This is a genomic window from Psychrobacter sp. CX16 (assembly GCF_057396245.1).
The window spans coordinates 1-23,503 of sequence record NZ_JBXYJF010000011.1 but is presented as its reverse complement, the minus strand read 5'-3'; the positions used below and the strand labels follow the sequence as shown (position 1 = coordinate 23,503).

Sequence of the window (23,503 nt, the reverse complement as noted above, 5' to 3'; positions counted from 1 at the left end):
CCCACTTAAACAAAAAAGCTACTCTATATAGAGTAGCTTTTCTTAAATCAATTATCAATAAAAATTTATCAACCCGCCAGCATCGGCTTCAAAAACGCGCCCGTAAATGAGGCTTTATTTTCAGCAACTTCCTCAGGCGTGCCTTCCGCGATAATCATGCCACCATTCTTGCCGCCTTCAGGACCTAAGTCGACAATCCAGTCGGCAGTCTTAATGACGTCTAGGTTATGCTCAATGACAATAATGGTATTACCCTTGTCGCGCAGTGCATGCAGAATATTAAGTAGCTTATAAATATCGTGGAAATGCAAGCCAGTGGTTGGCTCATCCAATATATAGAGCGTCTGACCGGTATCGCGTTTGGCAAGCTCACGCGCCAGCTTAACACGTTGCGCCTCACCACCCGATAATGTCGGGGCAGACTGACCCAATCGAATATAGCTCAAGCCCACATCCATAAGCGCTTGTAGCCGGCGATGAATCGGCGGAATGGCTGAGAAGAATTCAGTCGCATCTTCTACTGTCATGTCCAATACTTCGGCGATGCTCTTACCTTTGTAATGAATCTCAAGCGTCTCACGGTTATAACGCTTGCCATGACAGCTGTCACAGGGCACGTACATATCGGGTAAGAAGTGCATTTCAACTTTAATAAGGCCATCACCCTGACAGGTCTCACAGCGACCGCCTTTGACGTTGAAGCTAAAGCGACCAGCTTTATAGCCTCGAGCTTTGGCCTCTTGAGTTTGCGAGAACAAGTCACGAATAGGGGTGAACACGCCAGTATAGGTCGCTGGGTTAGAGCGAGGGGTACGCCCAATTGGGCTTTGGTCAATATCGACCATTTTATCGAGATATTCAAGCCCAGTGATACTGTTGTATTTATCAGGCACTAAAGTCGATGCGTTGTTTAATTGGGTGGCGGCCAACGGCATCAAGGTACGGTTAATCAAGGTCGATTTACCTGAGCCTGAGACTCCAGTAATACAGGTAAAGGTGCCGATAGGAATGGTGAGATCGACATCCTGTAAGTTGTTACCTGAGGCGCCTTTTAGCTCAATCTGCATTGGCACTATCTTTTTGGGCTTGGGTTTTGCATTTTTAGCTGCTTTTTTAGCCGCCGCCGCTTTGGCTTTACCCATTGGCATAATACGTGCTTTTTCAGGCGGATTATTGAGATCAATGGTTTTGGCTTTATGACGGGTTTTAGGGATTTCGATTTTCTTTTTACCTGACAAGTATTGACCGGTTAATGACTCTTCGACATCCATAATGTCTTGCATCGTACCCTCAGCAATGACATGACCACCATGCACGCCAGCACCGACACCGATATCAATCACATGATCGGCTTGGCGAATGGCATCTTCATCGTGCTCAACGACCAACACGGTATTGCCAAGATCACGTAGACGCACAAGGGTCTGTAGCAGACGGTCGTTATCCCGTTGATGCAGACCGATAGAGGGCTCATCAAGTACATACATCACGCCCATCAAACCTGCCCCGATTTGGCTAGCAAGACGGATACGCTGAGCTTCACCGCCTGACAAGGTTTCAGCTGAGCGCGCAAGGTTTAGGTAATCAAGCCCGACACTGACTAAGAAATTCAGACGCTCGTTAATCTCTTTGAAAATCTTGTCGCTGACCTCCCCTTTGGCACCGCCCATGTGCAAATCGCTATAATAGTTTGCCGCATCGCCAATAGACAGCTGCACAATGTCAGCAATGCCTCGACCGTCCACACGCACGTTACGGGCTATCTCATTGAGACGGGCGCCATCACAGACGTTACAGGTGGTATCGGCTAAATATTTTGCCAATTCATCACGCACAAAGTTACTTTGCGTCTTGGCATAGCGGCGCTCAAGGTAGGGCAATACCCCTTCAAAAGGGGTGGTTTTTTTGGTTTTACGACCACGCTCATCGGTAAAGTTAAATTGGATCTTCTCTTTACCTGAGCCATTTAGGATAATATCGCGGTGCTCTTTATCCAGCTCCTGCCACGGTGTATCCATATCAATGTCAAAGTGCTTAGCGACTGTGGTCAATAGGCCAAAGTAATAGGCATGACGTCTGTCCCAACCGTTAATCGCGCCTTGGTTTAAGGTTTTCTCAGGATTGGTCACCAGCTTTTCAGCAGAAAAATATTGACGTTTGCCAAGGCCGTCACAGGCAGGGCAAGCGCCGTAAGGATTGTTAAAACTAAATAGGCGAGGCTCAAGCTCTGATACCGCACGGTCACAAATTGGGCAAGAGTGCTTGGCAGATAATACTTGGTCGTCGCTATCTTGATTGGACGCGTCTGGGTTTGGGTTGCCATCCATATAATGCAAAATAGCTAAATCACCACCTAAGCGCAGTGCGGTCTCTAAGCTCTCGGCAACACGGTTGCCTAAGTCATCCCGTACTTTGAAGCGGTCAACCACCACCTCAATCGTGTGTTTTTTATTCTTTTCAAGGGCAGGCAACTCATCCATATCATAGACGTTACCATCGACCCGCACGCGCACAAAACCTTGTCCCACAAGCTGCTCGAGTAGCACCACATGCTCACCCTTACGGTCACGCACCACAGGCGCTAATATCATCAGCTTAGTATTTTCAGGCAATGCCATAATGTCATCGACCATTTCGGTGATGGTTTGTGCCACCATCGGTAGGTCATGCACTGGGCAATAAGGCGTGCCAACACGGGCGTATAATAAACGAAGATAATCGTAAATCTCGGTAATGGTACCGACCGTAGAGCGCGGGTTATGGTTGGTAGATTTCTGTTCAATAGCAATGGCCGGCGATAAGCCTTCGATACTATCGACTTCCGGCTTATCCATTTGCGATAAAAACTGGCGCGCATACGCTGACAAGCTCTCGACGTAACGGCGCTGACCTTCAGCATACAAGGTGTCAAAGGCCAGAGATGACTTACCGGAACCAGAAAGCCCAGTGATAACCACAAATTTATCACGGGGAATGTCGATATTGATATTTTTTAAGTTATGCGTACGTGCGCCGCGAATTTTAATGTGTTCGTGTGCCATATAAAGCCTTTGTTATTGAATGTGTTAAATAGATAACTAGATAAATAATAAAGTAATGAATAATATGAGAGACATGCTGACTAATTTAAATAAGGTCAACATGAGGTTGTTAAGGTTAATCAAATAGTAAAAGGGTAGAAACAAACGCATAAATTGTCTGTTATTTTATAATAAAGTTATGACAATAAATGTGACTGTATAATGTAATAAGATATGTCTTTAATGGTTATAATTTAGCCGAAATTCAAGGGCGATTAACGAATCGTTGCCAAATACCGTTACTGGTCAGTTCAATAAAAGACGCTTTAAATACCAGCCCTTTTGCACAACATTGAGCGCATAATCGTAGGTTCACACCATATTTTGCATAGATACTTTATAATGTACCCCTAACAAATCATAATGTACCCCTAACAAATCCATTGTCTATGATTCGTCCTAAAATAGAGGGTCATAGATGACATTGTGGCAGCGACAAAGCGAGGCAATAGCATGAATAGCATTGAGAAACGAGCCATTGCAGGGATAGGTGGTATATTTGCTTTGCGAATGATCGGGCTATTTATGATCGTGCCAGTGTTTTCAGTCTATGGTCATGATTATGCGCATGCCACACCGCTATTAATCGGCTTGGCAGTGGGTATTTACGGTCTTGGGCAGGCGATATTTCAGATACCAATGAGCCTTGCTGCCGATAAGTTTCCGCGTAAGCCGATGATTCTGTTGGGTCTGGCTTTATTTGCCATTGGCGGTATTGTTGCAGCGACGGCCACCGATATCTATCAAGTGATTATTGGCCGTGCGCTGGCAGGTAGTGGGGCAGTATCTGCGATATTGATGGCGCTATTGGCCGATGTGACCCGTGAGCAGGTGCGTACCAAAGCCATGGCGACCATGGGCCTGACGATTGCGACCTCTATTATGTTGTCCTTCGCCATTGGGCCGATGATGGTAGCAAGTGTGGGGATCTCAGGGTTGTTTTGGTTAACCACCGTCTTTGCGGTATTGGCGATGATTTTGCTGCTGGTAGTGCCGACACCGCTGCGGGTGCTCAGGCACAACTTGGCCAACAAATCGATTGGCGAGCAATTAAAAGACGTGCTAAAGATTGGCGATTTAAATCGCTTACATATCGGTATCTTTGCACTGCATTTGACCATGACCGCTATTTTTGTGATTGTTCCGCAGCAGTTGTCAGATGTGCTTGGACTAAGCGTGCGTCAGCAAGGTTTGGTCTATTTACCGCTACTATTTATTGGTTTTGCGATTGCCATTCCGTTTATTATCATCGCCGAAAAGAAGCATAAAATGCGTCAGGTATTTTTGACTGCATTAACCACGATTGTATTGGCGTTTGTTTGTTTGGCATTGGGCAGTGGTTTAAGCGTTGGTCTGATTGTCGGTCTGGGTCTGTATTTTATTGGCTTTAATTTATTAGAAGCGACCATTCCCTCCTGGATTTCCAAAAAAGCACCAGTGGCGAATAAAGCGACGGCGATGGGCATTAATTCATCCAGTCAGTTTTTGGGCGCCTTCTTTGGTGGTGCGTTGGGCGGGCTACTATTAACACACAGCCCACTGCTCTCATGGGGCATATTGGGTGTGGTGATGGCGGTAGCGCTATTATTGATTATTCCGATTTCGCAGCCGCCGTATCTGACCAGTACCACTTTGGCGATTCCTAAGCAGACCAATATCAGTGCATGGTCGCAACAAGTGATGAATATTGGCGGAGTCGATGAAGTGGTAGTGATGCCAAAAGATGGTGTGGCTTATTTAAAACTGGATAAACAAAAACTTACCGATAATTCACGACAATTACTGTCGCAACTAACCGAAACTAAGCTAGATATTTAACCAAAATTTCGGTAGAGTGATGCTCAATAAACGTGACTATCGAATGATAAATAAAATCAATACGAAACCCTAAAGGAAGTATTATGCGTGGTATTAACAAAGTAATTATCGTAGGCCATTTAGGCAATGACCCTGAGACCCGTCAATTCAGTAATGGCGGCAGTGTAACCAACATTTCTGTTGCGACCTCTGAGCAGTGGACAGACAAACAAACCGGCGAGAAGCGTGAAGCGACCGAATGGCACCGCATTGCTCTATTTAACCGTTTGGGTGAAATTGCCGCTCAGTATCTACGTAAAGGCAGCCAAGTCTATATTGAGGGCAGCCTACGTACGCGTAAATGGCAGGATCAAAACGGCCAAGACCGTTATACAACCGAAATCCGTGCTGACCAAATGCAAATGTTAGGCGGCGGTTCTGGCGGCGGTGGCAACTTTGGTGGCCAGCAACAACCTCAGCAAGGTGGTAGCTATGGCAATCAAGGCGGTAATAACCAAGGTGGCTTTGGTGGTAATCAAGACCCACAAGGCGGTTTCCAAGGTCAGCAAGGCGGCGCTCAAGGTGGTAATACCTTTAATCAAGCGCCAAGCAGCCCGCAAAATACGGCACCGCAAGCACCAAGCGCACCTGCACAAGCGCCTGGTTTTAACAACCAAACCACGATACCTGCTGGCGGCATGACAGACACGCCAAAAGATGACGACATCCCATTCTGACGTTTACCTCAGACAATATTGTAAAGTCTAACTCTGAAACCCCGCCACTAGCGGGGTTTCTTGTTATTAAAATAACAAAAATAATGTAAAAAAATATTGATGCTATAGTTGATATAGTGTACCTTTATAATATGTAAAATATTTAGGTAAATAAATGAATATTCATCCTTCAACGACATCATTCATATTGGATAGTGGAGAACGATACTGCTTAGTTATAAATCAACTAACTGGCTTGCCTGTACATCACCCTAATTTATTTATTACTACTCAATTGCGAAACAAATCTGACTCTTTCTCCACGATGATATCTGCCGCAAATAACTTAGTTGTTTTTTTGAGGTTCTTGAATGACCGTGGTATTAATCTTGAACACAGGATCATGAGTCGTATTTTTCTAACTGTAAATGAAATAGATGATCTGCGTGACTATACACAAATAAAAGTTTCAAGCTTGCCAAGCAAGAAAATTAATAATAAAAAGGATATAGATACTGTTGTTAGTCCAATAACTCATTATATGAGGCTGACCACTATTTCTGATTATTGTGCATGGTATGCTAATCATCTAATTCAGCAGCCGGACCTTAATGAATCAAGGCAAATCAAGAGACTTCAATCTCAAATTAAATCTAGACGACCTACAAAGAAAGGAAGGAATAATAGACAGGACAAGTCTCTTGATGACTCACAGCTCGAAGTATTGTTTGAAGTAATAAGAATTAACTCAGAATTTAATCCATTTAGTAAAGATGTTCAGCGTAGAAATAGACTAATTATTTTGCTGCTATATCATCTCGGTCTAAGGGGTGGTGAGCTTCTTAATTTAAGAATTCAAGATATAGATTTTTCTAAAAAAGTCTTACGGGTAATTAGACGAGCTGATGAAAAAAATGATCCTAGAGTATTTGAGCCCAATGCTAAAACTCTAGAACGTTTAATTCCCCTTGGCGATATCTTAGTTAAAGAGCTACATGACTACATAACCCTTGATAGACGCAAAATAAAGAATGCTAAAAAGAATGATTTTTTATTCGTAACTCATAAATCAGGTCCTACAGTTGGACTACCAATCACGAAATCTGGCTACTATAAAGTGATCAATGTCGTTAGGTCGGTTTCACCGGAACTGTATAGGTTGACTGGTCATAAGTTGCGACATACATGGAATAGAAAGTTCTCGGAAAAAATGGATTCTCTAGACAAAGTGCCTAGTGAAGAGAGGCAGGAGCAAATGAGATCATTCCTTATGGGCTGGAAGCCTGGTTCTAAAACTGCTGCACACTACAATAGAAGGTATATTGAAGAACAGGCTAAAATAGCAGCTATTCAGCTGCAGTCAAATACTGGAATGAGACTACCAGAGGAAAATCTTAATGGCGAGTAATACTGCTATAAAAGTTGTTGAAATTCCACCAATTGTGAATACTGATGAAGATAGTAAATTTTACTGTAGATCTAAAAGTAAAGGCTATTCCTTTCATCTAGATGATGATATTTGGGTATTGGATAAAGATAAGTCAATAAACTTAATCAAAATAAAGAGCTTACTATCTGGAGTTGTTTTAAATAGTTTTTTAAAAGTATTGAGTTTTTATGCAAGTAATTTATCAGCAGCACATACAGCTAACATTGCTGCAACTTTTTTACATATGATCAAAACTACAGATGCTAAAGAAATATCAGAAACTGTTTTAATAAATTATAGGAGTTCGTTATCTAAAGATAAGGAATACTATTTAGGGGTAGTTATAGGTTTTCTACGTAAATGGTACGAGATGGGATATGAAGGTATCAATGAAGAGGTTATAAATCTTTTAGATAGCTGGCGAATCAAAGGGAACAGAAAAGGTGATGCTGTAAGGCGTCTAGATCCTATAGAAGGCCCATTGACAAATAACGAGCTACAAGCTTTCAATGAAGGTGCAATACATGCTTTTGAGCGAAGTATTATAACCTTAGATGAGCTTGCCTTGTCATTAATTATTAGTCATACAGGGCGTCGTCCTATTCAAATATCTCATTTAAAGGTAGCAGACGTTTTATGCGGTAAGAACAAAAGAGGTGAGCCCTATTTTATTCTTAATACCCCTAGAGCTAAGCATGGAGAAGGCTTTAGAACTCAATTTAAGCATTTTGCAATCACTGAAGAGCTGTGGTCAATACTTTCAGCTCAGACGAAAAATGCAATAGAAAAAGTTGAATCACAGCTAAAATTTGAACTAAATGAAGCTGATAGGCAGCTTATACCATTATTTCCAGACTATTCAAGGATAAAAGTTGTAGATTCTTTGTTTGAGTTTAGGGTCATGTCTGGAACAGATAAGTTACACATAGCTTCGGGTAAAGTAACTGATACGCTTCATTTTATAGTAGAAGCATCTGAAGTAAAATCTGAAAGAACAGGTGAGATTCTATCTATTAATGCACGTAGGTTTAGATATACAACAGGTACTAGGGCTGCTCGAGAGGGTTTTGGTGAACTTGTGATAGCAGAGCTTCTTGATCATAGTGATACTCAAAACGCTAGTGTATATATTAAAAACATCCCCGAACATGTTGAAAGGCTAGATGCTGCAGTTGGGTTTCAATTAGCTCCTTATGCTCAAGCATTCGCTGGTTTTTTAGTGGATTCTGAAAAAGAAGCTGAACGCGGCAATGATCCGAGCAGTAGGATTCGTACGCAAGAAGGATCTGGTATAGGGACATGTGGTGAACATGGCTTTTGTGGGGCAAACGTTCCCATTCCCTGTTATACCTGTATGCACTTTCAGCCGTGGCTAGATGGTCCTCATCAAGAGGTATATGAAAATCTTTTAAGTGAAAGAGAACGGGTAAAAAGTATTACTGGTGATATTGAGGTAGCTGCAATATTAGATAGAAGTATCTTGGCGGTAGCTGAGGTAATCTCACGTTGTGAGAAGCGTCGTTCTGAGCTTCAATTAGAGCGTGGAGTTGGCTATGAGTAATATCATACAATTCAAATCTAGAGCAGACTTATCTGCAGAAGCTAATTTAGAATCATTTATTGACATGTGTCGAGATGAATTAATCGTTTTTGGTTCTAATTTAGACTGGGATGCTAATGTATGGCCTAACGTCGGTGTGTTTTCTAAATTAGGCGTAAAGACTCGAAAGCCAAAAACTCATCAGGTAATGAGTCTCAGCTTTTTAGACTTCGCCAAAGCATATTTTCGTTATCAACAAGGCCATAATCCAACTGGTGCAAAGAATGAGTTAAAAGCATTGCGAGCTATAGAGTCTGCGCTAGAACAAGTAAATGATAATACATCGATTTCAGGACTATCTATAACTTGTTTAGATGAAGCAGCTCTTTTAGCACGGAATTATTATAGTGCGGGATCTGCTTATGACTGTGGTCGAGAGATTGAAAGATTGGCTAAATTTGTGTCTCAAAACAGTCTAATCAATGCAAACCTTAATGAATGGGTAAATCCTATTCCATGTCCTTCGAGCTTTGTTAAAACTGGCAAAAAAGCTAAAGAAAATAGGGAGAAAAAACTACCTGATTCTAAGGCGCTAGATGCTTTAGCGGAGATATTTGCGAGCAATCCTACAGAGGGCCGTGATATCTTTACAACTTCTGTGTTTGCAATGCTTATGTCTGCCCCTTCTCGTATTTCTGAAGTTCTCGCACTACCAGTTGATTGTGAAGTTACTGAAGTAGACAGTAAAGGTGTAGAGCGATATGGTTGGCGTTTTTATGCTGGTAAAGGCTATGGGGGAGATATTAAGTGGATACCTACTGTTATGGTGGAAACAGCGAAAACTGCTGTGGAAAGAGCAAAAGGGCTTTCATTAGAGGCTCGAAAACTCGCCAAGTGGATAGAAGAGAATCCAAATAAATTTTATCGTCATGAAAACTGTCCAAATGTTCCGGATAATCAACCATTGACTGGTGAACAAGCCTGTCAAGCACTGGGGTTGTCATTTAAGAACAAGGATACAGTTTATTCTAGTCTAAACTCTAGAGGCTTGGATCATCATGATGGTGCTAATACTCTAGAGAGCTTATGGGTACATGTTAATGACAGGCTTCCTAAAAGCTTTCCATGGTTGGATAAAGAAAAAGGAATTAAGCTCTCGAATGCACTTTTCGTATTAAATAAGAATCAGTTCCATGGTAATCGCCCCAGACTGTTAACTGAGCTTATGGCACCAGATGTGAACTTTTTTAATAATGATATTGGAACACGGCCAGCAGTAAAAGCACATAAAAATATTTTTGATAGATATGGATACTATGGTGAAAATGGAGAAAGATTAAAGGTTACATCGCATCAGGCAAGGCATTTATTAAATACGATTGCTCAACGTGGTGGATTATCTAACCTAGAGATAGCCAAGTGGTCTGGAAGGGCTAATATTAATCAAAATCGCACCTATAATCATATGACAGAGTATGAGTTAGTATCTATGGCTGAACGCATTGATCCATCAAAGTCATTATATGGGCCATTAGGAGAGGTTGAAAAGCACCTACCTGTTACATCTCAGGAATTTAATACATTAGAACAGGCTGCTGTACATGTGACAGAGTATGGCTATTGTGTGCATGACTATACTATGAGTCCTTGCGAAAAGTTTAGAGACTGTATTAATTGCACTGAACAGGTTTGTATCAAAGGAGATGACATTAAGCTAGTAAGAATGAAGGAGAGGCTGGCTCACATTGAAGCTCTCATCTCAAAAGCGCAGAAATCGTATGAAGAAGAGGATTACGGATCAGATAGGTGGCTTGAATACCAACTTAAAACATCAAAAAGACTTAGAGAGCTTATTGATATATTAGAGAATCCATCCATTGAAGATGGTGCGCAGGTTAAGCTTCGCGGGAGTGATTTCTCACAATTACGACGAGTAGCACAAAAGAAATCAATTTCAGCTGTGATAGGTAATGAAAGTCAGAGAGATGAAAAATTTATTTTAGAGGACCTAACTGGTTTGCTAGGAGGCGGTTTTGGCTAAACATCTTAACAGGCAAGATATTGAGGCTATTGTAAATTTAATTCGTGGTTGGGATGAACCTAAAATTACGTGGGCTGCGATTTGCGACGAAGTAGAGTCCTTAGTAGGGAAGAGGCCTACCCGACAATCTTTAAGCGCACAGGAGGCTATTAAAGACGCATATCAATCCAAAAAAGATTCGATTAAGGGTAAGGCCCCAGCTAAACCTAGGCCAGCCAGTTTAAACGCAGCTGCTTCTAGAATAGCCAATTTAGAAGCAGAGGTAGCAGAATTAAAAGAACAAAACAGGAAGTATAAGCAGATGTTTGTTGTATGGCAGTATAATGCATATCGGCGTGGTATGACCGAAGAGAGTTTAAATGCAGATATGCCTAAGATTGATCGAGAAAGATCTGACGAATCTTTGCGTTGATTTATATTACAGTTCAATAGTCAATTAAGAGTTTTATCAAGAATAAGTAAGTATATTTAGCATTTTAAGCTTTTGATTTATTCTTTATAAAACTCGCATTATGCACACTACTAAGCACCATAATTATTTGACTTATTAATCTGTAAATAATACTAAATTCTCGATGATTAAATTTTTGAAGACTATGAGTTCAAGGGTATTAAATGCATCATTATATATTGTTTTAATATTTTAAATACCTGAGTTAATAACTTGAAATTCGAAAGATTTATGTTCATTTTGAATTATTTTCAATCTTTCAAGTGTAATATCAGATATTTTTTTATAACCATATTTCCTGGCTGAATGCTTTAGCGGTATATCGCAATCCGTTTCCATCAAAATACATCTTCTATTACCATTATCAATTTGATTGAGTTCAGCTACTGCATGTGCTGTAGTTCCTGATCCAGCAAAGAAGTCGAGAATCACGGCCTCATCGTTAGAGCAAATATCAATAATTTTTTTTATATAAGACATAGGCTTAGGTGTGTCAAATATTTTAGAACCGAATAACTCTTTAATTTCTTTAGTAGCTTGTTCTGTATAAAAACTAGTGTCTTCCCAAATTGTTCTCACTTTAGTGCGTTTGATATTTATCGAGTCTCCAGCGTAGTTTTTAACATAAATTACGCCATTCTTACTAGCATATAATCTCCATTCTCTTTCTTTGGCAGTGTCAACCCCCCAAAGCCATCGCCTTTCAATACCTTTAGAATCAACAGGGGTAGTGCTAAGCCATCCAGGAATAGGATCTACGGATACTTTACCATTCTTAGGATTATAAAATAGAGGATAGAACATATTGGGTCTATCAACTCTTGAACTAGCTGCTCCTTTTTTACGAAACAGCCCATCGACTCGATATTGACCAAACTCATCAAGCTTATCATATGTTGTTTCATCTATTTGACCACGAAGTTTAGACTGTTTTGACTTACCATATATAAGAAGATATTCATGATTAGTAGCAAGATTATTTCTACTTCCTTTTCCATTTTTAGATCGACAAACGATTATGCTTCCAATAAAGTTGTCTTCTCCAAAAATTTTATCCATTAAAAATTTTAAGTACGCTTGTTCGTAGTCATCAACACTAACAGCTATAATCCCTGATTGTTTTAATAGTTCCTTAGCGTAAATTAAACGTGGCAACATAAAACTCATCCAAGAAGAATGTGTACCAAATATTCCATTTGACTTAGATTTACGGGTATCATTGTAGATAAAATTTGAACCAGTGTTGTAGGGAGGATCTATATAGCATAGATCTATTGATTCTTTAGAATAATGTGAAAGTCCTTTTAAGTATGATAAATTATCTCCTACGTATAGAGTAGTAACAAATTCAGACCAAGTTTGAACCTTATCTTCAATTGAATAGTTAACCTCTTCGGGTTGCAGGTCATTATCAAGTCCCAACTTTAAAGTCAATTTTTTAATTATTAGATCTATATTAGAGATCATGATTTACCCCTTTTTAAAAATGTATTATAGCGACTAAATCTAATTTTAACAGAAGGATTAATATGAAGTTTTACCCTGAGAATTTAACTTTAACTGAACAACTAGGTGAATTTGATCAATGGCTTACTGCGAGGCTTGAACGTGTTAAGGATAATGAAAAATTTACTTCTGAAATAGAATCTCTTTCTCAATGTATTGAAGTTATTTCTCCTTATCTTGATGATTTTTCGAGCTATGAAGTATTTGATATAGACAGTATATGCAATGCCATAGTAAGTGCTAGCGAACTATTTGTAACTGGGAAGAGCTTTGTAAAGGATGAGATAAATGTAACAGAGTTCTATGATACATTTTTCAATTTATTATTCTTAGCTTCCGGGGCTACTGATAATAATTTAAAAAATCACTTCTTAATACAGTTAAAAGAGGATGAAATTAAACCTTTTATACCTAAAAGAAGTGGAATCAAAAATACTATAAAATTTAGTCTAAAGGAACTTCCGTCTACCACTAAATCTGGATTTATTGCTAAATCGCTAGCCTCTTGCTTTGTGGGATCTCACAGATATTATAATTCTAAAGTAAAAACTGAACCAATATTCGATTTAAAAGTATATCTTACCTTACTTTTAAAGGAGTATATAAAACTAATTCTTGAAGATGAAGAAGAGATAAAGCAACTTTGGGCGGTCTGTTATGCTTACACGCAATTAAATGATATTGAATTAGAGGTTAATTTAGGTAAATACTTAATTAATGCTTGTACGATATTTAAAATACGAGGTAGTGTATCCGCTACTGGAGGCCATATTCCAGAAGATTTACTCAGGGAAAAGTTATCATACATGGGTTTGAGGCCTGACTTTGATTTTAATACTGCTGACGTTAAGATCGGTGAAGATGAGATAATTGAAAATAACAAGAGGAAAAAAAAGACTAGAGCTTACGATTTCATACTCCCATATAATATAGATGGTTGGGACCCAAAGCCAAAACTATTTATACAATCACAATTTTATGCAGGCGATTCTGGAAGTGTTTCCCATAAAGTAGTTGACCAAACACAAAGCTCTAGAGCTTTTACGCTTAAGAAATACAATAACGCTCGCTTTGTAGAGTACCTCGATGGTGCCGGTTATTATGCATCTTTACGAGGTGATTTGAAACATATGCTATCTTATGAAAATACCGCTTCATTTTTCCAAGTCAAAAGTATATTAGTACGACTAAGAAGAGAGTTGCAGTGCATTAATTTTTTAACTCCTATTGAATTTGAGCATGCTATTCTAATTAGTGAGAAGGGTCTTAAAGATGAAGTATATGAAGCCTTAGAAATTGACGGCTATCCACTTGAAGAAATAGAGCGAATATCATTTGTCTGCAAGAAACAGGGTTATATTACTGAAAATAATTCAAGATTAATCATATCTCCGGATCGTATAGAAATAGCAAGAAGATTACTAATTCTAGATATTGCGGCCAATAATGCTAGCCATATATCAAGAGAACAAAAAAATAGCTTTAAATATTTATTAGTTCCAGGTTACGGTGCTAATTGGGGTATTTTAGAATCTGAGCTAACTAATTTAGTCTGTACTATTTGTAAACAGACTGAAATTTTTGCTCCTGTTTTCTCGAGTGATATTGAATGGCTATTGGACGAAGGGGTTTTCAAACGTCGTTGATTATTCAGGATTAGCAAACTAGTATTTATAAAATACATTAGTTTGAATATAAGTTAATATTCAACTGGCCTTTATTAGAAATTGTAAATTTTTAGATTATATATTTATTTAAATTGACATTATTCTTTACTTATTTTATGAATTTACTAGGATAAGCTTTAATATAAAGGATATTTATTAAAATATTAAATATCAGGTGTACTTAAGTCTTCTAAGGAATACATAGTATAATAATGTTGATTAAGCCAAAGAGAGCCTATGTAGATAGGCTCTTTTTTTATAGATACCGAATAGAAAAATATCTAGTGCACAGATTTTATTGTTCAATTAAACCAAGCGAAGCAATATCGCTTTTTATATTATTCACCACGTCTTCAATATCTTGTTTGGTTAATAATGGGTTGATAGCACAGAATCTTAAAACAATTTTGTTATTTAACATGGTGGTGAAATAGATGGATTGATTTCTTTGTTCTGCCATTTCCGACAATTTATGGTTAATCTCATTGATCTCATCTTCAGTGTGGCGGTCGTCATAATATCTTATATTCACAATACCTAACTGAGCAGGCGAGACAATGTCGAAGTAGTCTTCAGCGCGGAACAATTGCTCAAAATATTCAGCATTATCAAAGCCTTTATCAATGGCTCGTCTCATCTCTTTAAGGCCCACTCTTTGTAGGGTGTACCATAAGCGCATACCACGGGCGGGCGCCGTTAACTCAATCCCCATATCCCAGAAGTTAATATTAGAATCATCTGATTTAATGTCGGTTAAATATTCAGGATTCTCCATAAACGTACGTGACATAGCTTGGCGGTCTTTACAAATGACAGTGGCGCAGCCATACGATTGAAACAGCCATTTATGACCGTCCCAGCTCACTGAGTCACTACGCTCAATACCCTCTAATAACTCACGATGAGAGGACAATAGTGCGCTCGCACCATAGGCACCATCAATGTGTAGCCAAGTATTGTATGCTTCACTGATATCTGCCAACTCATGTAGCGGGTCAATAGAGCCCGTATTGGTGGTACCGCAAGTACCTACGATTAAGAAGGGAATAAAGCCATCTTTTTTGTCTTGTTCGATTTGCGCTCTTAAGTCATCTGGGATGATTTGAAAGCGCTCATTGGTTTTGACTTTGCGGATATTGGCTTTAGGGATACCCATGACACGGATGCCTTTTGCCACGGACGAGTGGGTTTGGTCTGAGACGTAAACGGTGCCTTTACCGAATTCCTCATCTTTCAGCTTCTCATCTCGAGCCACAATGGACGCGGTTAAGTTTGCCATTGAGCCCCCGGAGACAAACAATCCACCAAGCTCTTTGACGGGATAACCAATTTGCTCACCCATCCAGTTAAGCAGTCTTTTTTCAGCGATTGCCATGCCCTGACTCAGCGTATGGCTACCACCATAAGGCGAATAAAAAGCATTAATCGCATCGCCAACCACAGATATGGGAGATAAGGCTAAAGGGATAAAAGAGAAAAATCTTGGGTTGTTTTGCTTGGTGCGATATTTATAAATCAGATCATGCATATCCTGTAAAACATCCTCTGCAGAACGCGACTCTTCAAGAAAGGGGATGTTTTTGATAGCCTCTTGTTTTTCCTTAGGCAAAGGGTTGAGGATATCAGTTTTGGCAACATTTGCCTGTTCTTCAACCATGATGGGCATGAATTTTTTCAGAGTTTTTTCAGCTTCTTCCCATTGAAATAAAATTGACTGATCTTGGGTCATCATTCTCTCCTTTTATTTATACTTATTTTAGGATTTAGTAGAGTGGTCTGCCTATTCGTATCATAACAGTCACTCGTTTTAAATTATTACTTAATAGTTTAAATAGTTAAGTTGTAAAAGTAAGTATTAAAGCTATGAACGTTAATATTATGAAGTTAATATCATAAGGATAGATAATTAATGGGTGTTCGAAATATTAAAGGTAGATTATTTTGTTAAACTAACCATTATCTTAACTAAAATGATGTGATTTATGATCAAAACCATTTATATAATATGACAAGATGCATTATAGTGTATTGTTTAATGTTGTCAGTCTGTATTAAATGTTAATAGAATAAATGAAAAGGCTTATTTCTTAAAAGTCTGGGCTTAATCTACAAGGCAAATCTAGTTTGATTCTGACTTAAAAAGAATATGTAATCCTCTTGTCATCATTAGGTATAATAATTAACGATTTTTAGTTATGCTAACCCTAACGTCATTCATTTAACATATTTAGGCTTTATATATCTTGCAATCGACTCTTTCCTCCTCTGGGCAAAACAAGAATGTCAAAGCGGCTCAACCAAGTAAGCTTTGGTGGCTCTTCGGTGCTTTGATACTGATGCTGTGCGTCATGATTCAAATGCCAGCGGTGTGGTTGGTCAATCAGTTTTTGCCAAGCTCCCCATATATTCAGCAGGTCTCTGGTAATATCTGGCAAGGTTCAGTGGTGGCTAAAGTTCCGCAGCAGTCGTCGAATATAGGCGCGTCACCTTTATCAGGCACAATCACTTGGCAATTAAAACCCTTATCACTATTCTTGGGACGGCTTGGTGCGGATGTAGAAATGACATCAGGGCAGACGCGTCTTACCGGAGAGGTAAGTCGAGGGTTCAGTGGTTGGCGAGTGACCGATTTATCAGGTCGAATTAATAAACAAACCTTGGCCTCTTTAGTCAGTTGGCGCCTACCGGATGCACCTATTCAGGTTAATGCTGTTTCTGCGACGCTCAATAAAGACAAAGGCTTTAGTGATGTCGATGGCCAATTAACATGGGCTGGCGGTGAGCTGGGTTATCCGAGTGGTGGTCAGACTTATACGTTATTATTACCCTCAATGCAGGCGGATTTAAGTCAAGAGAGCCGTAATAACAGCGAAGTGATACATGCCAACTTGATCGACAAAAATAGCAAGCGCTTGGGGGATATCTACTTAGATGCAGAGGGTATGCTCGATGTGGGCTTAACTCAGCGTATGCTTGAGCATATGCCAAGTTATAAAGGCAGCGCGCCGGCTGATACGGCTGTTGTTAGCGTGCGTCAGCCGCTACTGAGTAGTCTTGGTAGTGGAGGGGCTCAGTAATGGCGAAATCCTTTGGCTCACTGGCTACTCTCAATAAATCCTTAACAGATTGGCTCAATAAATTATCAGGTTGGCTGTTACTGGTGGCTATTGTTTGGCTGTGTTGGGGTATAGCACGTATTGTTTGGTTACTTTTAGCACCGCCGCAAGTGCCTAATTTGCCGCTTGCACAATTACAAGTCAAACCGCCTTCTAGTATTAATGCCAGTGCCGCTTTGTCTATTTTTGAGTCGCCACAAGTTCAGAGCCAGCCAACGCAGCCGCCACCTGATGTGATATTAGCAGGGGTACTGTTGGCGTCTCCTAGTAGCTTGTCGTCGGCTATGTTGAGTGTCAATGGGGTGATGGAGAATTATCGCGTTGGCGAGACACTAGCAGGTACCAACTATAAGTTGGTTAAAGTAGACTGGAACCAGGCCGTCATTGCCGACAGTAACAATAATGAGGTAGTGGTGGATATGCCCGAGCGGATGCCGCTTGATCAAAGCGGGCTGTATGATGAGGCGGGTAACCCAAATCTGCCACTAAACTCTGGTATGGCTAATGGTAGTAGTATACCTACCATGCCGGCGCAGCAGACGCCTTCTGGTTATGCTGACAATCAGCAAGATGAAGACAATATGCAGCAGCCAGCAAGCCCTGCACCCAGTGGTACAAGTCCGATGGCTGCCATTGATAATGCGGTCAGTGAGCTGAAGCAAAATCCCGCTAATTATCTAAGCAGCATGGGCGTTATGGCAACCGGTCAAGGTTATCAGGTGACAGACGCCATGCCATCTGGGCTGCGTAGTAAGCTTGGATTAGAGGCAGGTGACCGAGTGCTGTCAGTCAATGGTCAAAGCGTGGGCAATAACCCTGCCAGTGATGCTGATATACTTAGTCAGGTCAAGCAGTCGGGTCAAGCCACTATAGAAGTCCAGCGCGGCGATCAGATATTTACCGTCCGTCAGCAGTTTTAAACTCTTTAAAATAAGCGTCACCCTTTGGTGCTTGTTATTTGATTCATTAACAGAACGTCATTATTTAGGTACGATATAGCATGTTGAATTTGCGACCCTCTCAAGCCGTTAAACCGTTAGTCAAAAAGCTATCTCAGGCTATATTATCAGTCAGATTGAATCACTCTCCAATATCACCGAGTGCCCTCTCGGGTAGCTTATCTGCTAAGTCGATCAGCTGGCTGGTGCTGCCTGTAGCAATCGGCTTATCTACTCAAGCGGCTTATGCCGAAAGCTGGAAAGTGAATCTGCAAGATGCCAATATCAAGGCATTTATTAATGAAGTGGCGACCATTACCAATCAAAACTTTGTGTTAGATCCTCGTATTAACGGTAATGTGACGGTCATATCTAACCGAGCGCTATCGAGTGATGAGATTTACGAGCTGTTTTTAAGTGTCATGCAAGTCAACGGTATTGCTGCCATTGATACCGGCACCACGATTAAACTGGTACCAGATAACGTTGCCAAACAATCGGGTATTGCGGTTGATTTAGAGGGCAACTCACAAGGCGAGGCGCTTAAAACGCGGGTGGTTTATTTAGAGAATACTCAGGCCGCTGAGATACTTACGGTTATCCGTCCGCTAATGCCGCAGTCAGCCCATGCCGCTGCCGTTCCTGGTATTAACGCTTTAGTATTATCAGACCGTGCCGATAGCCTAAATCAAATTACTACCTTGATTCGTGATCTAGATGACAGCAACCATAATGCCTTAAGTGTTATTCCACTACAACACGTCGACCCTGAGCGTATGATGGATTTAATCAGTGGATTAACAGGTACTGCGGCTAATGGCGCCGGTACCGGTGGACAGCTTAAAGTCATTGCCGATGCTGCCAGCGATCGTTTACTGGTGCAGGGCAGTCCGGAGATGATTGCCAAAGTGCGTACCATGGTTAATCAACTCGATGTCAGCTCATCCAAACGCTTAAGTGGCCTGCGAGTCTTTCGTCTAAAATACGCCAGTGCCCCGCATGTGGCTGATATGCTGCGCGGTTTACTGTCCAATCAATCGATTAATAGCTCGGGTGCGGTATCTACCTTAGAGTCGGCCTCATTGACTGATAGTGCGGCGCAAGGCTCAAGCCTTAATAGCAGTAGCACGATAAATAGCAGTGCTAATAATAGTAGTTCGTCGACGTCCTCAGCAAGTAGCACGCCTCGTGCCGGACTTAGTCGCTCAAGTGGTGAAGCCTTTAGTATTATTGCTGATGAAACTCAAAATGCAGTGATTGTTAATGGTAAACCTGAGCTGATTGCTGAAGTAGAAGAAGCGGTGAATCAATTAGATACCCGCCGTGCGCAGGTGCTTATTCAGGCGGCAATTATCGAGGTATCGGGTAACGATGCCAAGCAATTGGGCGTACAGTGGGCGCTGGGGAATGCTAATAGTGGTTATGGCGTGGTGAACTTTAATAATGTGGGCGCTACAGCAACCTCATTGGCATCAGCGGCATTAACTGGAGCAGGCGTTAGTGAAGCGGCCAGTGCCATTGCCGGTGCCTTTTTAGGTATTGGAGATAGCAAAACCGATAGCCGTGGTAACCGTGAATTCTATGGTGCTATTTTGCAAGCGCTGGATTCAACCACCAGTGCTAACTTGTTATCTATGCCGTCTATTTTGACACTCGATAATGAGAAAGCCAGTATCTTGGTCGGCCAAAACGTGCCATTTGTGACCGGCTCTTACACCACCAGTGGTAACTCCTCGACTAACCCATTCCAGACCATTGAGCGTCAAGATGTGGGTATTAATTTAAATGTGATACCGCATATTGGTGATAATGGCACTGTGCGTTTGGAAGTGTCGCAGGAGGTGTCTTCGGTGGTGAATGGTAGTACCAGTAATGCCAGCGGATTGACTACCAACAAAAGCCTAATCAATACCACCATTTTGGCAGACGATCAGCAAACCATCGCACTTGGTGGCTTAATGCGTGACAACACTACTAATGGCGCTCAAAAGGTACCGGTATTGGGTGATATTCCACTTTTGGGTCGCTTGTTCCGCTCAGACAGCAGCAATACTGAAAAAAGCAACCTGATTATCTTTTTGCAGCCGACTATCTTAAGAGATGGTGGGGCGGTCGCCAGTGTTACCGAGAAGCGTTATGACCAAATGCGCGTCATGCAGCTGGTTATCGATCAAAACGGTACTATCAAAAAGATACCTATGTCAGGGGCAGCCAATTGGGGCGATGAGAGCAGTACCAATTATGAATTAGCGCCATTAAGCCCGGTATCACCTGCCTCGAACCGCAGTATCAGCTTGCCAAAATCGGATACGTTCCCTGTCTATAGTCAGCCTGATAATGGTCAGCAAGATGCCTATATTGATTTAAGCTCTGGCTCTAAAAATCGTTAATTCATCCTTGCTGATACACAGGAGCAATTAAATACGCTTACATATTGGCTAAACGTACCCTCTTGAAGAATCGCCGACTAGGTAGCATCCTAAAGGCAATTAGATACAAAAGAGGACTTGCACATGCGTTATACAAAATTAATGAAGCTTGGCGCTGTTGGGTTGGCGTTATTATTGATTCCACGCCGCAGTAGCCGATTAGCTAGTGGATATCCTAGACCTACTGATAGCGCTGACAATACGGTTGATGGTGAGTCATATTTCATCAATAATCAAAATAAAAAGTTAGCCGATAGTACCTCTATTCATCCTAATTCTGAATGAAATACAGACGGTAATCGCTAAAGCCCCAGAAGAAAGTTTGTAAATTCAAACAGAGGGGCAAGGGCAATAGGGTTAACGTCTGTTGCTTTCTATATGATTATCTAGATTATTTGCTATATATATCACTTTTATCCAATATTTAACTCACTGCTCATACTTAACGGTGAAATTTATTATGTCTCATAATTTAGATGACCAACCATCCGTAATCTATCCGCTCATCGATACGCACACTCACTTTGATGATTTTGTGTTCGATGACGACAGGGTAGCGCTTGCTCAGTCTGCTTATCAATCAGGCGTGCAGCATCTACTGCTTATCGGTTATCTAGCAAAATACTTTCAGCGCCTAAAAGACACCCAAGACCAATTAGATGAATTGAGTCAAACCTATCAAGTGCCCCAAGCGCATCTAACATCAGGATTGCACCCTGCTTATATTGCTGATCATACTGAGCAAGACTTAGAGGATTTAGCAGATTTTGTAAGGGCGCATCATCACATTGCGATTGGCGAGATTGGTTTGGATACTTTTACCGATGAGCTAAAGACAGAGAAGTCTGTTAAAAAGCAAAAGCAGTTTTTTAGAGCACAGCTTGATTTAGCGGTAGAACATCAATTGCCAGTGCTGTTACACATTCGCAAGGCACATGCTGAATGTTTAGCGCTGCTCAAAGAGCATGACTACGATGCACACAAATTAGGCGGTATTGCACACAGCTTCAGCGGCGGTGAGCAAGAAGCAAAAGCCTTTGTGAAACTTGGATTTAGACTGGGCGTGACTGGCCAAGTGACCAATACCAATGCCAAAAAGCTGCGCCGTGCCATTACTGAAGCGGTGAATGAGTACGGCATTGAATATCTAGTATTAGAAACAGACTGCCCTGATATGACGCCGGTTTGCTGCCAACATGGCGTTACGCCCACGCGTAATGTACCGGGTAATTTAAACTTTGTGCTCGACGCATTAAGTGAGCTGCTTAATATTGAAAAACCCAAGTTGGCCAAACAGCTTTGGCAAAACAGTTGTGATGCGTTAAGAGTCGACTGGGCATATCCTGAATAAGTGCCATCAACCTCACTAACACAAGATAAATTCGCATATGTTGTACAGTGGCTATTGGCTAAAATAGCTGCCTGATTTAATTTATATCGATTAATTTAACCATCTATTAGGATTGAACGCCTTATGACGAACTCAAATTCTGATCAGCCACAAGACACCACACAATATGACCGCCGTTTCCAAGGGACACGTACTCTTTATGGTCAAAATAGCTTTTTAAATTTTGAGAAGGCGCATGTGGTAGTGATAGGCGTTGGCGGCGTTGGAACTTGGGTAGTTGAGGGATTGGCACGTACCGGTGTCGGAAAATTAACCTTGATTGATATGGATGTATTGGTAGCATCAAACGTCAATCGTCAGCTGCCGGCGATGGACAGTACTTTTGGACGCAGTAAAATTGCATCAATGGCAGAGCGTGCTACGCAGATTAACCCTAAGATTACACTCAATTTAGTGGACGACTTTTTGACTGCAGATAATGTGGCACAGCTTTTGCCAAATAGAGCTGCAGCAAAGCAGGCGGCAGCCGCAGGCGAGCAAATGGTAATACTTGATTGTACCGATGATATGTCGGCAAAATTAGCGATTGCACTGCATTGCCGTTTTAATAAATTAAAGCTGATTTGTGCGGGCGGCGCCGGCGGTAAAACTGATCCGCTACAGATTACGGTCAGTGATTTAAAAGATACCTATCAAGATCCATTGTTGGCACGCCTGCGTAGTAAGCTGCGTCATGAACACAATATAAATAAAGAGATGAAAGAGAAATTTGGCATTAAATGCGTCTATTCTACTCAGCCGCCGATTGTTAATAAATCGGCTGATGGCAGCTGTCAGGTCGGCGGGCTACACTGCGGCGGCTATGGCTCTGCAGTAGCGGTGACCTCGGTCGTGGGCATGACGATGGTGAGTGAGACCTTAGCCTTGCTAAGTAGTAAGTATAGTCAGTGAGCTACTAATGAGCAGCTACTAAACAGTTACGGTGTTAACCTTGCTAAGCCTACACTTGTGGTAATTGCGCTTGGTTGCCTTGTCACCATTTTAGAATTCTCGGACTATAAACCGCTGATATAGATTTGAATAAAAAGCCCTTAGATTGACTCTAAGGGCTTTTTTAATGATGTTGTCCCGTCCTAAAATAAGTTTACGAAAAGGAAGCTTATAAATGGACAAAGCAGAAAGATCAAGGATTAAACGAACACAGAAAGATTACACACTCGGCTTTAAATTAGCTATTGTAGAGCAAGTAGAAAAAGGCGACATGACCTACAAACAAGCCCAAAAGCACTATGGCATACAAGGACGTAGTACCGTCCTAACTTGGCTTAGGAAACATGGTACATTAGACTGGAATACACCGCCAAAGAGCCTAAGAATGCCACACAAAGAAACCCCAGCCCAAATCATAAAAAGACTTGAGCGACAACTGGCTGATGAAAAAA

Annotated in this window: 17 protein-coding genes; 14 read left to right on the top strand and 3 right to left on the bottom strand. The window is 41.1% G+C overall.

Translation table 11 applies throughout. From position 1 onward, the window contains the following. Nucleotides 1-68 precede the first annotated feature (68 nt). The gene (gene uvrA, locus AC2SLM_RS05690; protein WP_486551585.1) at nucleotides 69-3,041 is read right to left on the bottom strand and encodes an excinuclease ABC subunit UvrA; all 2,973 of its coding nucleotides are present in this window, start codon (nucleotides 3,039-3,041) and stop codon (nucleotides 69-71) included. A gap of 492 nt (nucleotides 3,042-3,533) precedes the next feature. Between uvrA and AC2SLM_RS05685 the strand changes: the two genes are divergently transcribed. The 6 genes from AC2SLM_RS05685 (at nucleotide 3,534) to AC2SLM_RS05660 (ending at nucleotide 11,015) form a co-directional block, all read left to right on the top strand. Further along, complete coding sequence (locus AC2SLM_RS05685) at nucleotides 3,534-4,898, top strand: MFS transporter (protein ID WP_486551584.1); 1,365 nt, start codon at nucleotides 3,534-3,536, stop codon at nucleotides 4,896-4,898. Between the two features lie 83 nt (nucleotides 4,899-4,981). Then, nucleotides 4,982-5,614 (top strand): single-stranded DNA-binding protein, encoded by a 633-nt coding sequence (gene ssb, locus AC2SLM_RS05680; RefSeq protein ID WP_486543365.1) that lies wholly within the window; start codon nucleotides 4,982-4,984, stop codon nucleotides 5,612-5,614. 154 nt (nucleotides 5,615-5,768) lie between these two features. Then, nucleotides 5,769-7,001 (top strand): tyrosine-type recombinase/integrase, encoded by a 1,233-nt coding sequence (locus tag AC2SLM_RS05675; RefSeq protein WP_486551582.1) that lies wholly within the window; start codon nucleotides 5,769-5,771, stop codon nucleotides 6,999-7,001. Further along, a complete protein-coding gene (locus AC2SLM_RS05670; RefSeq protein WP_486551581.1) occupies nucleotides 6,991-8,583 on the top strand; it encodes a site-specific integrase in 1,593 nt (530 codons plus the stop codon). The genes AC2SLM_RS05675 and AC2SLM_RS05670 overlap by 11 nt, the downstream gene beginning before the upstream one ends. After that, complete coding sequence (locus AC2SLM_RS05665) at nucleotides 8,576-10,603, top strand: hypothetical protein (protein ID WP_486551580.1); 2,028 nt, start codon at nucleotides 8,576-8,578, stop codon at nucleotides 10,601-10,603. Before AC2SLM_RS05670 ends, AC2SLM_RS05665 begins: the two co-directional genes overlap by 8 nt. Further along, the gene (locus AC2SLM_RS05660; RefSeq protein WP_486551578.1) at nucleotides 10,596-11,015 is read left to right on the top strand and encodes a hypothetical protein; all 420 of its coding nucleotides are present in this window, start codon (nucleotides 10,596-10,598) and stop codon (nucleotides 11,013-11,015) included. Before AC2SLM_RS05665 ends, AC2SLM_RS05660 begins: the two co-directional genes overlap by 8 nt. Nucleotides 11,016-11,246: 231 nt before the next feature. On the opposite strand, the gene AC2SLM_RS05655 is transcribed toward AC2SLM_RS05660, so the two are convergent. Continuing rightward, nucleotides 11,247-12,521: a site-specific DNA-methyltransferase gene (locus tag AC2SLM_RS05655; protein WP_486551576.1), complete on the bottom strand. Its 1,275-nt coding sequence runs from the start codon at nucleotides 12,519-12,521 to the stop codon at nucleotides 11,247-11,249. A 62-nt stretch (nucleotides 12,522-12,583) separates the two neighbouring features. On the opposite strand from AC2SLM_RS05655, the gene AC2SLM_RS05650 reads away from it, so the two are divergent. Beyond that, a complete protein-coding gene (locus AC2SLM_RS05650; protein WP_486551575.1) occupies nucleotides 12,584-14,206 on the top strand; it encodes a hypothetical protein in 1,623 nt (540 codons plus the stop codon). 316 nt (nucleotides 14,207-14,522) lie between these two features. On the opposite strand, the gene AC2SLM_RS05645 is transcribed toward AC2SLM_RS05650, so the two are convergent. After that, nucleotides 14,523-15,956 (bottom strand): pyridoxal phosphate-dependent decarboxylase family protein, encoded by a 1,434-nt coding sequence (locus AC2SLM_RS05645; protein ID WP_486551574.1) that lies wholly within the window; start codon nucleotides 15,954-15,956, stop codon nucleotides 14,523-14,525. Nucleotides 15,957-16,470: 514 nt separating this feature from the next. Between AC2SLM_RS05645 and gspN the strand changes: the two genes are divergently transcribed. From gspN to AC2SLM_RS05610, 7 genes are all read left to right on the top strand, one after another. Further along, nucleotides 16,471-17,304 (top strand): type II secretion system protein N, encoded by an 834-nt coding sequence (gene gspN / locus AC2SLM_RS05640; protein WP_486551572.1) that lies wholly within the window; start codon nucleotides 16,471-16,473, stop codon nucleotides 17,302-17,304. After that, complete coding sequence (locus tag AC2SLM_RS05635; protein WP_486551570.1) at nucleotides 17,304-18,263, top strand: type II secretion system protein N; 960 nt, start codon at nucleotides 17,304-17,306, stop codon at nucleotides 18,261-18,263. Before gspN ends, AC2SLM_RS05635 begins: the two co-directional genes overlap by 1 nt. Before the next feature lie 224 nt (nucleotides 18,264-18,487). Continuing rightward, nucleotides 18,488-20,671 carry a type II secretion system secretin GspD gene (gene gspD / locus AC2SLM_RS05630; protein WP_486551720.1) on the top strand — a complete coding sequence of 728 codons (2,184 nt, stop codon included), beginning with the start codon at nucleotides 18,488-18,490 and terminating at the stop codon, nucleotides 20,669-20,671. 123 nt (nucleotides 20,672-20,794) lie between these two features. Further along, the gene (locus AC2SLM_RS05625) at nucleotides 20,795-20,995 is read left to right on the top strand and encodes a hypothetical protein (RefSeq protein WP_486551569.1); all 201 of its coding nucleotides are present in this window, start codon (nucleotides 20,795-20,797) and stop codon (nucleotides 20,993-20,995) included. A gap of 175 nt (nucleotides 20,996-21,170) precedes the next feature. Continuing rightward, nucleotides 21,171-22,061, top strand: a complete 891-nt coding sequence (locus AC2SLM_RS05620; protein ID WP_486543377.1) for a TatD family hydrolase — start codon at nucleotides 21,171-21,173, stop codon at nucleotides 22,059-22,061. A 123-nt stretch (nucleotides 22,062-22,184) separates the two neighbouring features. After that, a complete protein-coding gene (locus AC2SLM_RS05615; RefSeq protein WP_486551567.1) occupies nucleotides 22,185-23,012 on the top strand; it encodes a tRNA threonylcarbamoyladenosine dehydratase in 828 nt (275 codons plus the stop codon). A gap of 214 nt (nucleotides 23,013-23,226) precedes the next feature. Next, nucleotides 23,227-23,503: helix-turn-helix domain-containing protein (locus AC2SLM_RS05610; protein WP_486551566.1), on the top strand; the 277-nt coding region annotated here is incomplete at its 3' end.

What these genes read in the sequence shown, in the direction of transcription:
- uvrA (WP_486551585.1), bottom strand. Translation starts at nt 3,041, where the DNA reads ATGGCACACGAACACATTAAAATTCGCGGCGCACGTACGCATAACTTA.
- AC2SLM_RS05685 (WP_486551584.1), top strand. Translation starts at nt 3,534, where the DNA reads ATGAATAGCATTGAGAAACGAGCCATTGCAGGGATAGGTGGTATATTT.
- ssb (WP_486543365.1), top strand. Translation starts at nt 4,982, where the DNA reads ATGCGTGGTATTAACAAAGTAATTATCGTAGGCCATTTAGGCAATGAC.
- AC2SLM_RS05675 (WP_486551582.1), top strand. Translation starts at nt 5,769, where the DNA reads ATGAATATTCATCCTTCAACGACATCATTCATATTGGATAGTGGAGAA.
- AC2SLM_RS05670 (WP_486551581.1), top strand. Translation starts at nt 6,991, where the DNA reads ATGGCGAGTAATACTGCTATAAAAGTTGTTGAAATTCCACCAATTGTG.
- AC2SLM_RS05665 (WP_486551580.1), top strand. Translation starts at nt 8,576, where the DNA reads ATGAGTAATATCATACAATTCAAATCTAGAGCAGACTTATCTGCAGAA.
- AC2SLM_RS05655 (WP_486551576.1), bottom strand. Translation starts at nt 12,521, where the DNA reads ATGATCTCTAATATAGATCTAATAATTAAAAAATTGACTTTAAAGTTG.
- AC2SLM_RS05650 (WP_486551575.1), top strand. Translation starts at nt 12,584, where the DNA reads ATGAAGTTTTACCCTGAGAATTTAACTTTAACTGAACAACTAGGTGAA.
- AC2SLM_RS05645 (WP_486551574.1), bottom strand. Translation starts at nt 15,956, where the DNA reads ATGACCCAAGATCAGTCAATTTTATTTCAATGGGAAGAAGCTGAAAAA.
- AC2SLM_RS05635 (WP_486551570.1), top strand. Translation starts at nt 17,304, where the DNA reads ATGGCGAAATCCTTTGGCTCACTGGCTACTCTCAATAAATCCTTAACA.
- AC2SLM_RS05625 (WP_486551569.1), top strand. Translation starts at nt 20,795, where the DNA reads ATGCGTTATACAAAATTAATGAAGCTTGGCGCTGTTGGGTTGGCGTTA.
- AC2SLM_RS05620 (WP_486543377.1), top strand. Translation starts at nt 21,171, where the DNA reads ATGTCTCATAATTTAGATGACCAACCATCCGTAATCTATCCGCTCATC.
- AC2SLM_RS05615 (WP_486551567.1), top strand. Translation starts at nt 22,185, where the DNA reads ATGACGAACTCAAATTCTGATCAGCCACAAGACACCACACAATATGAC.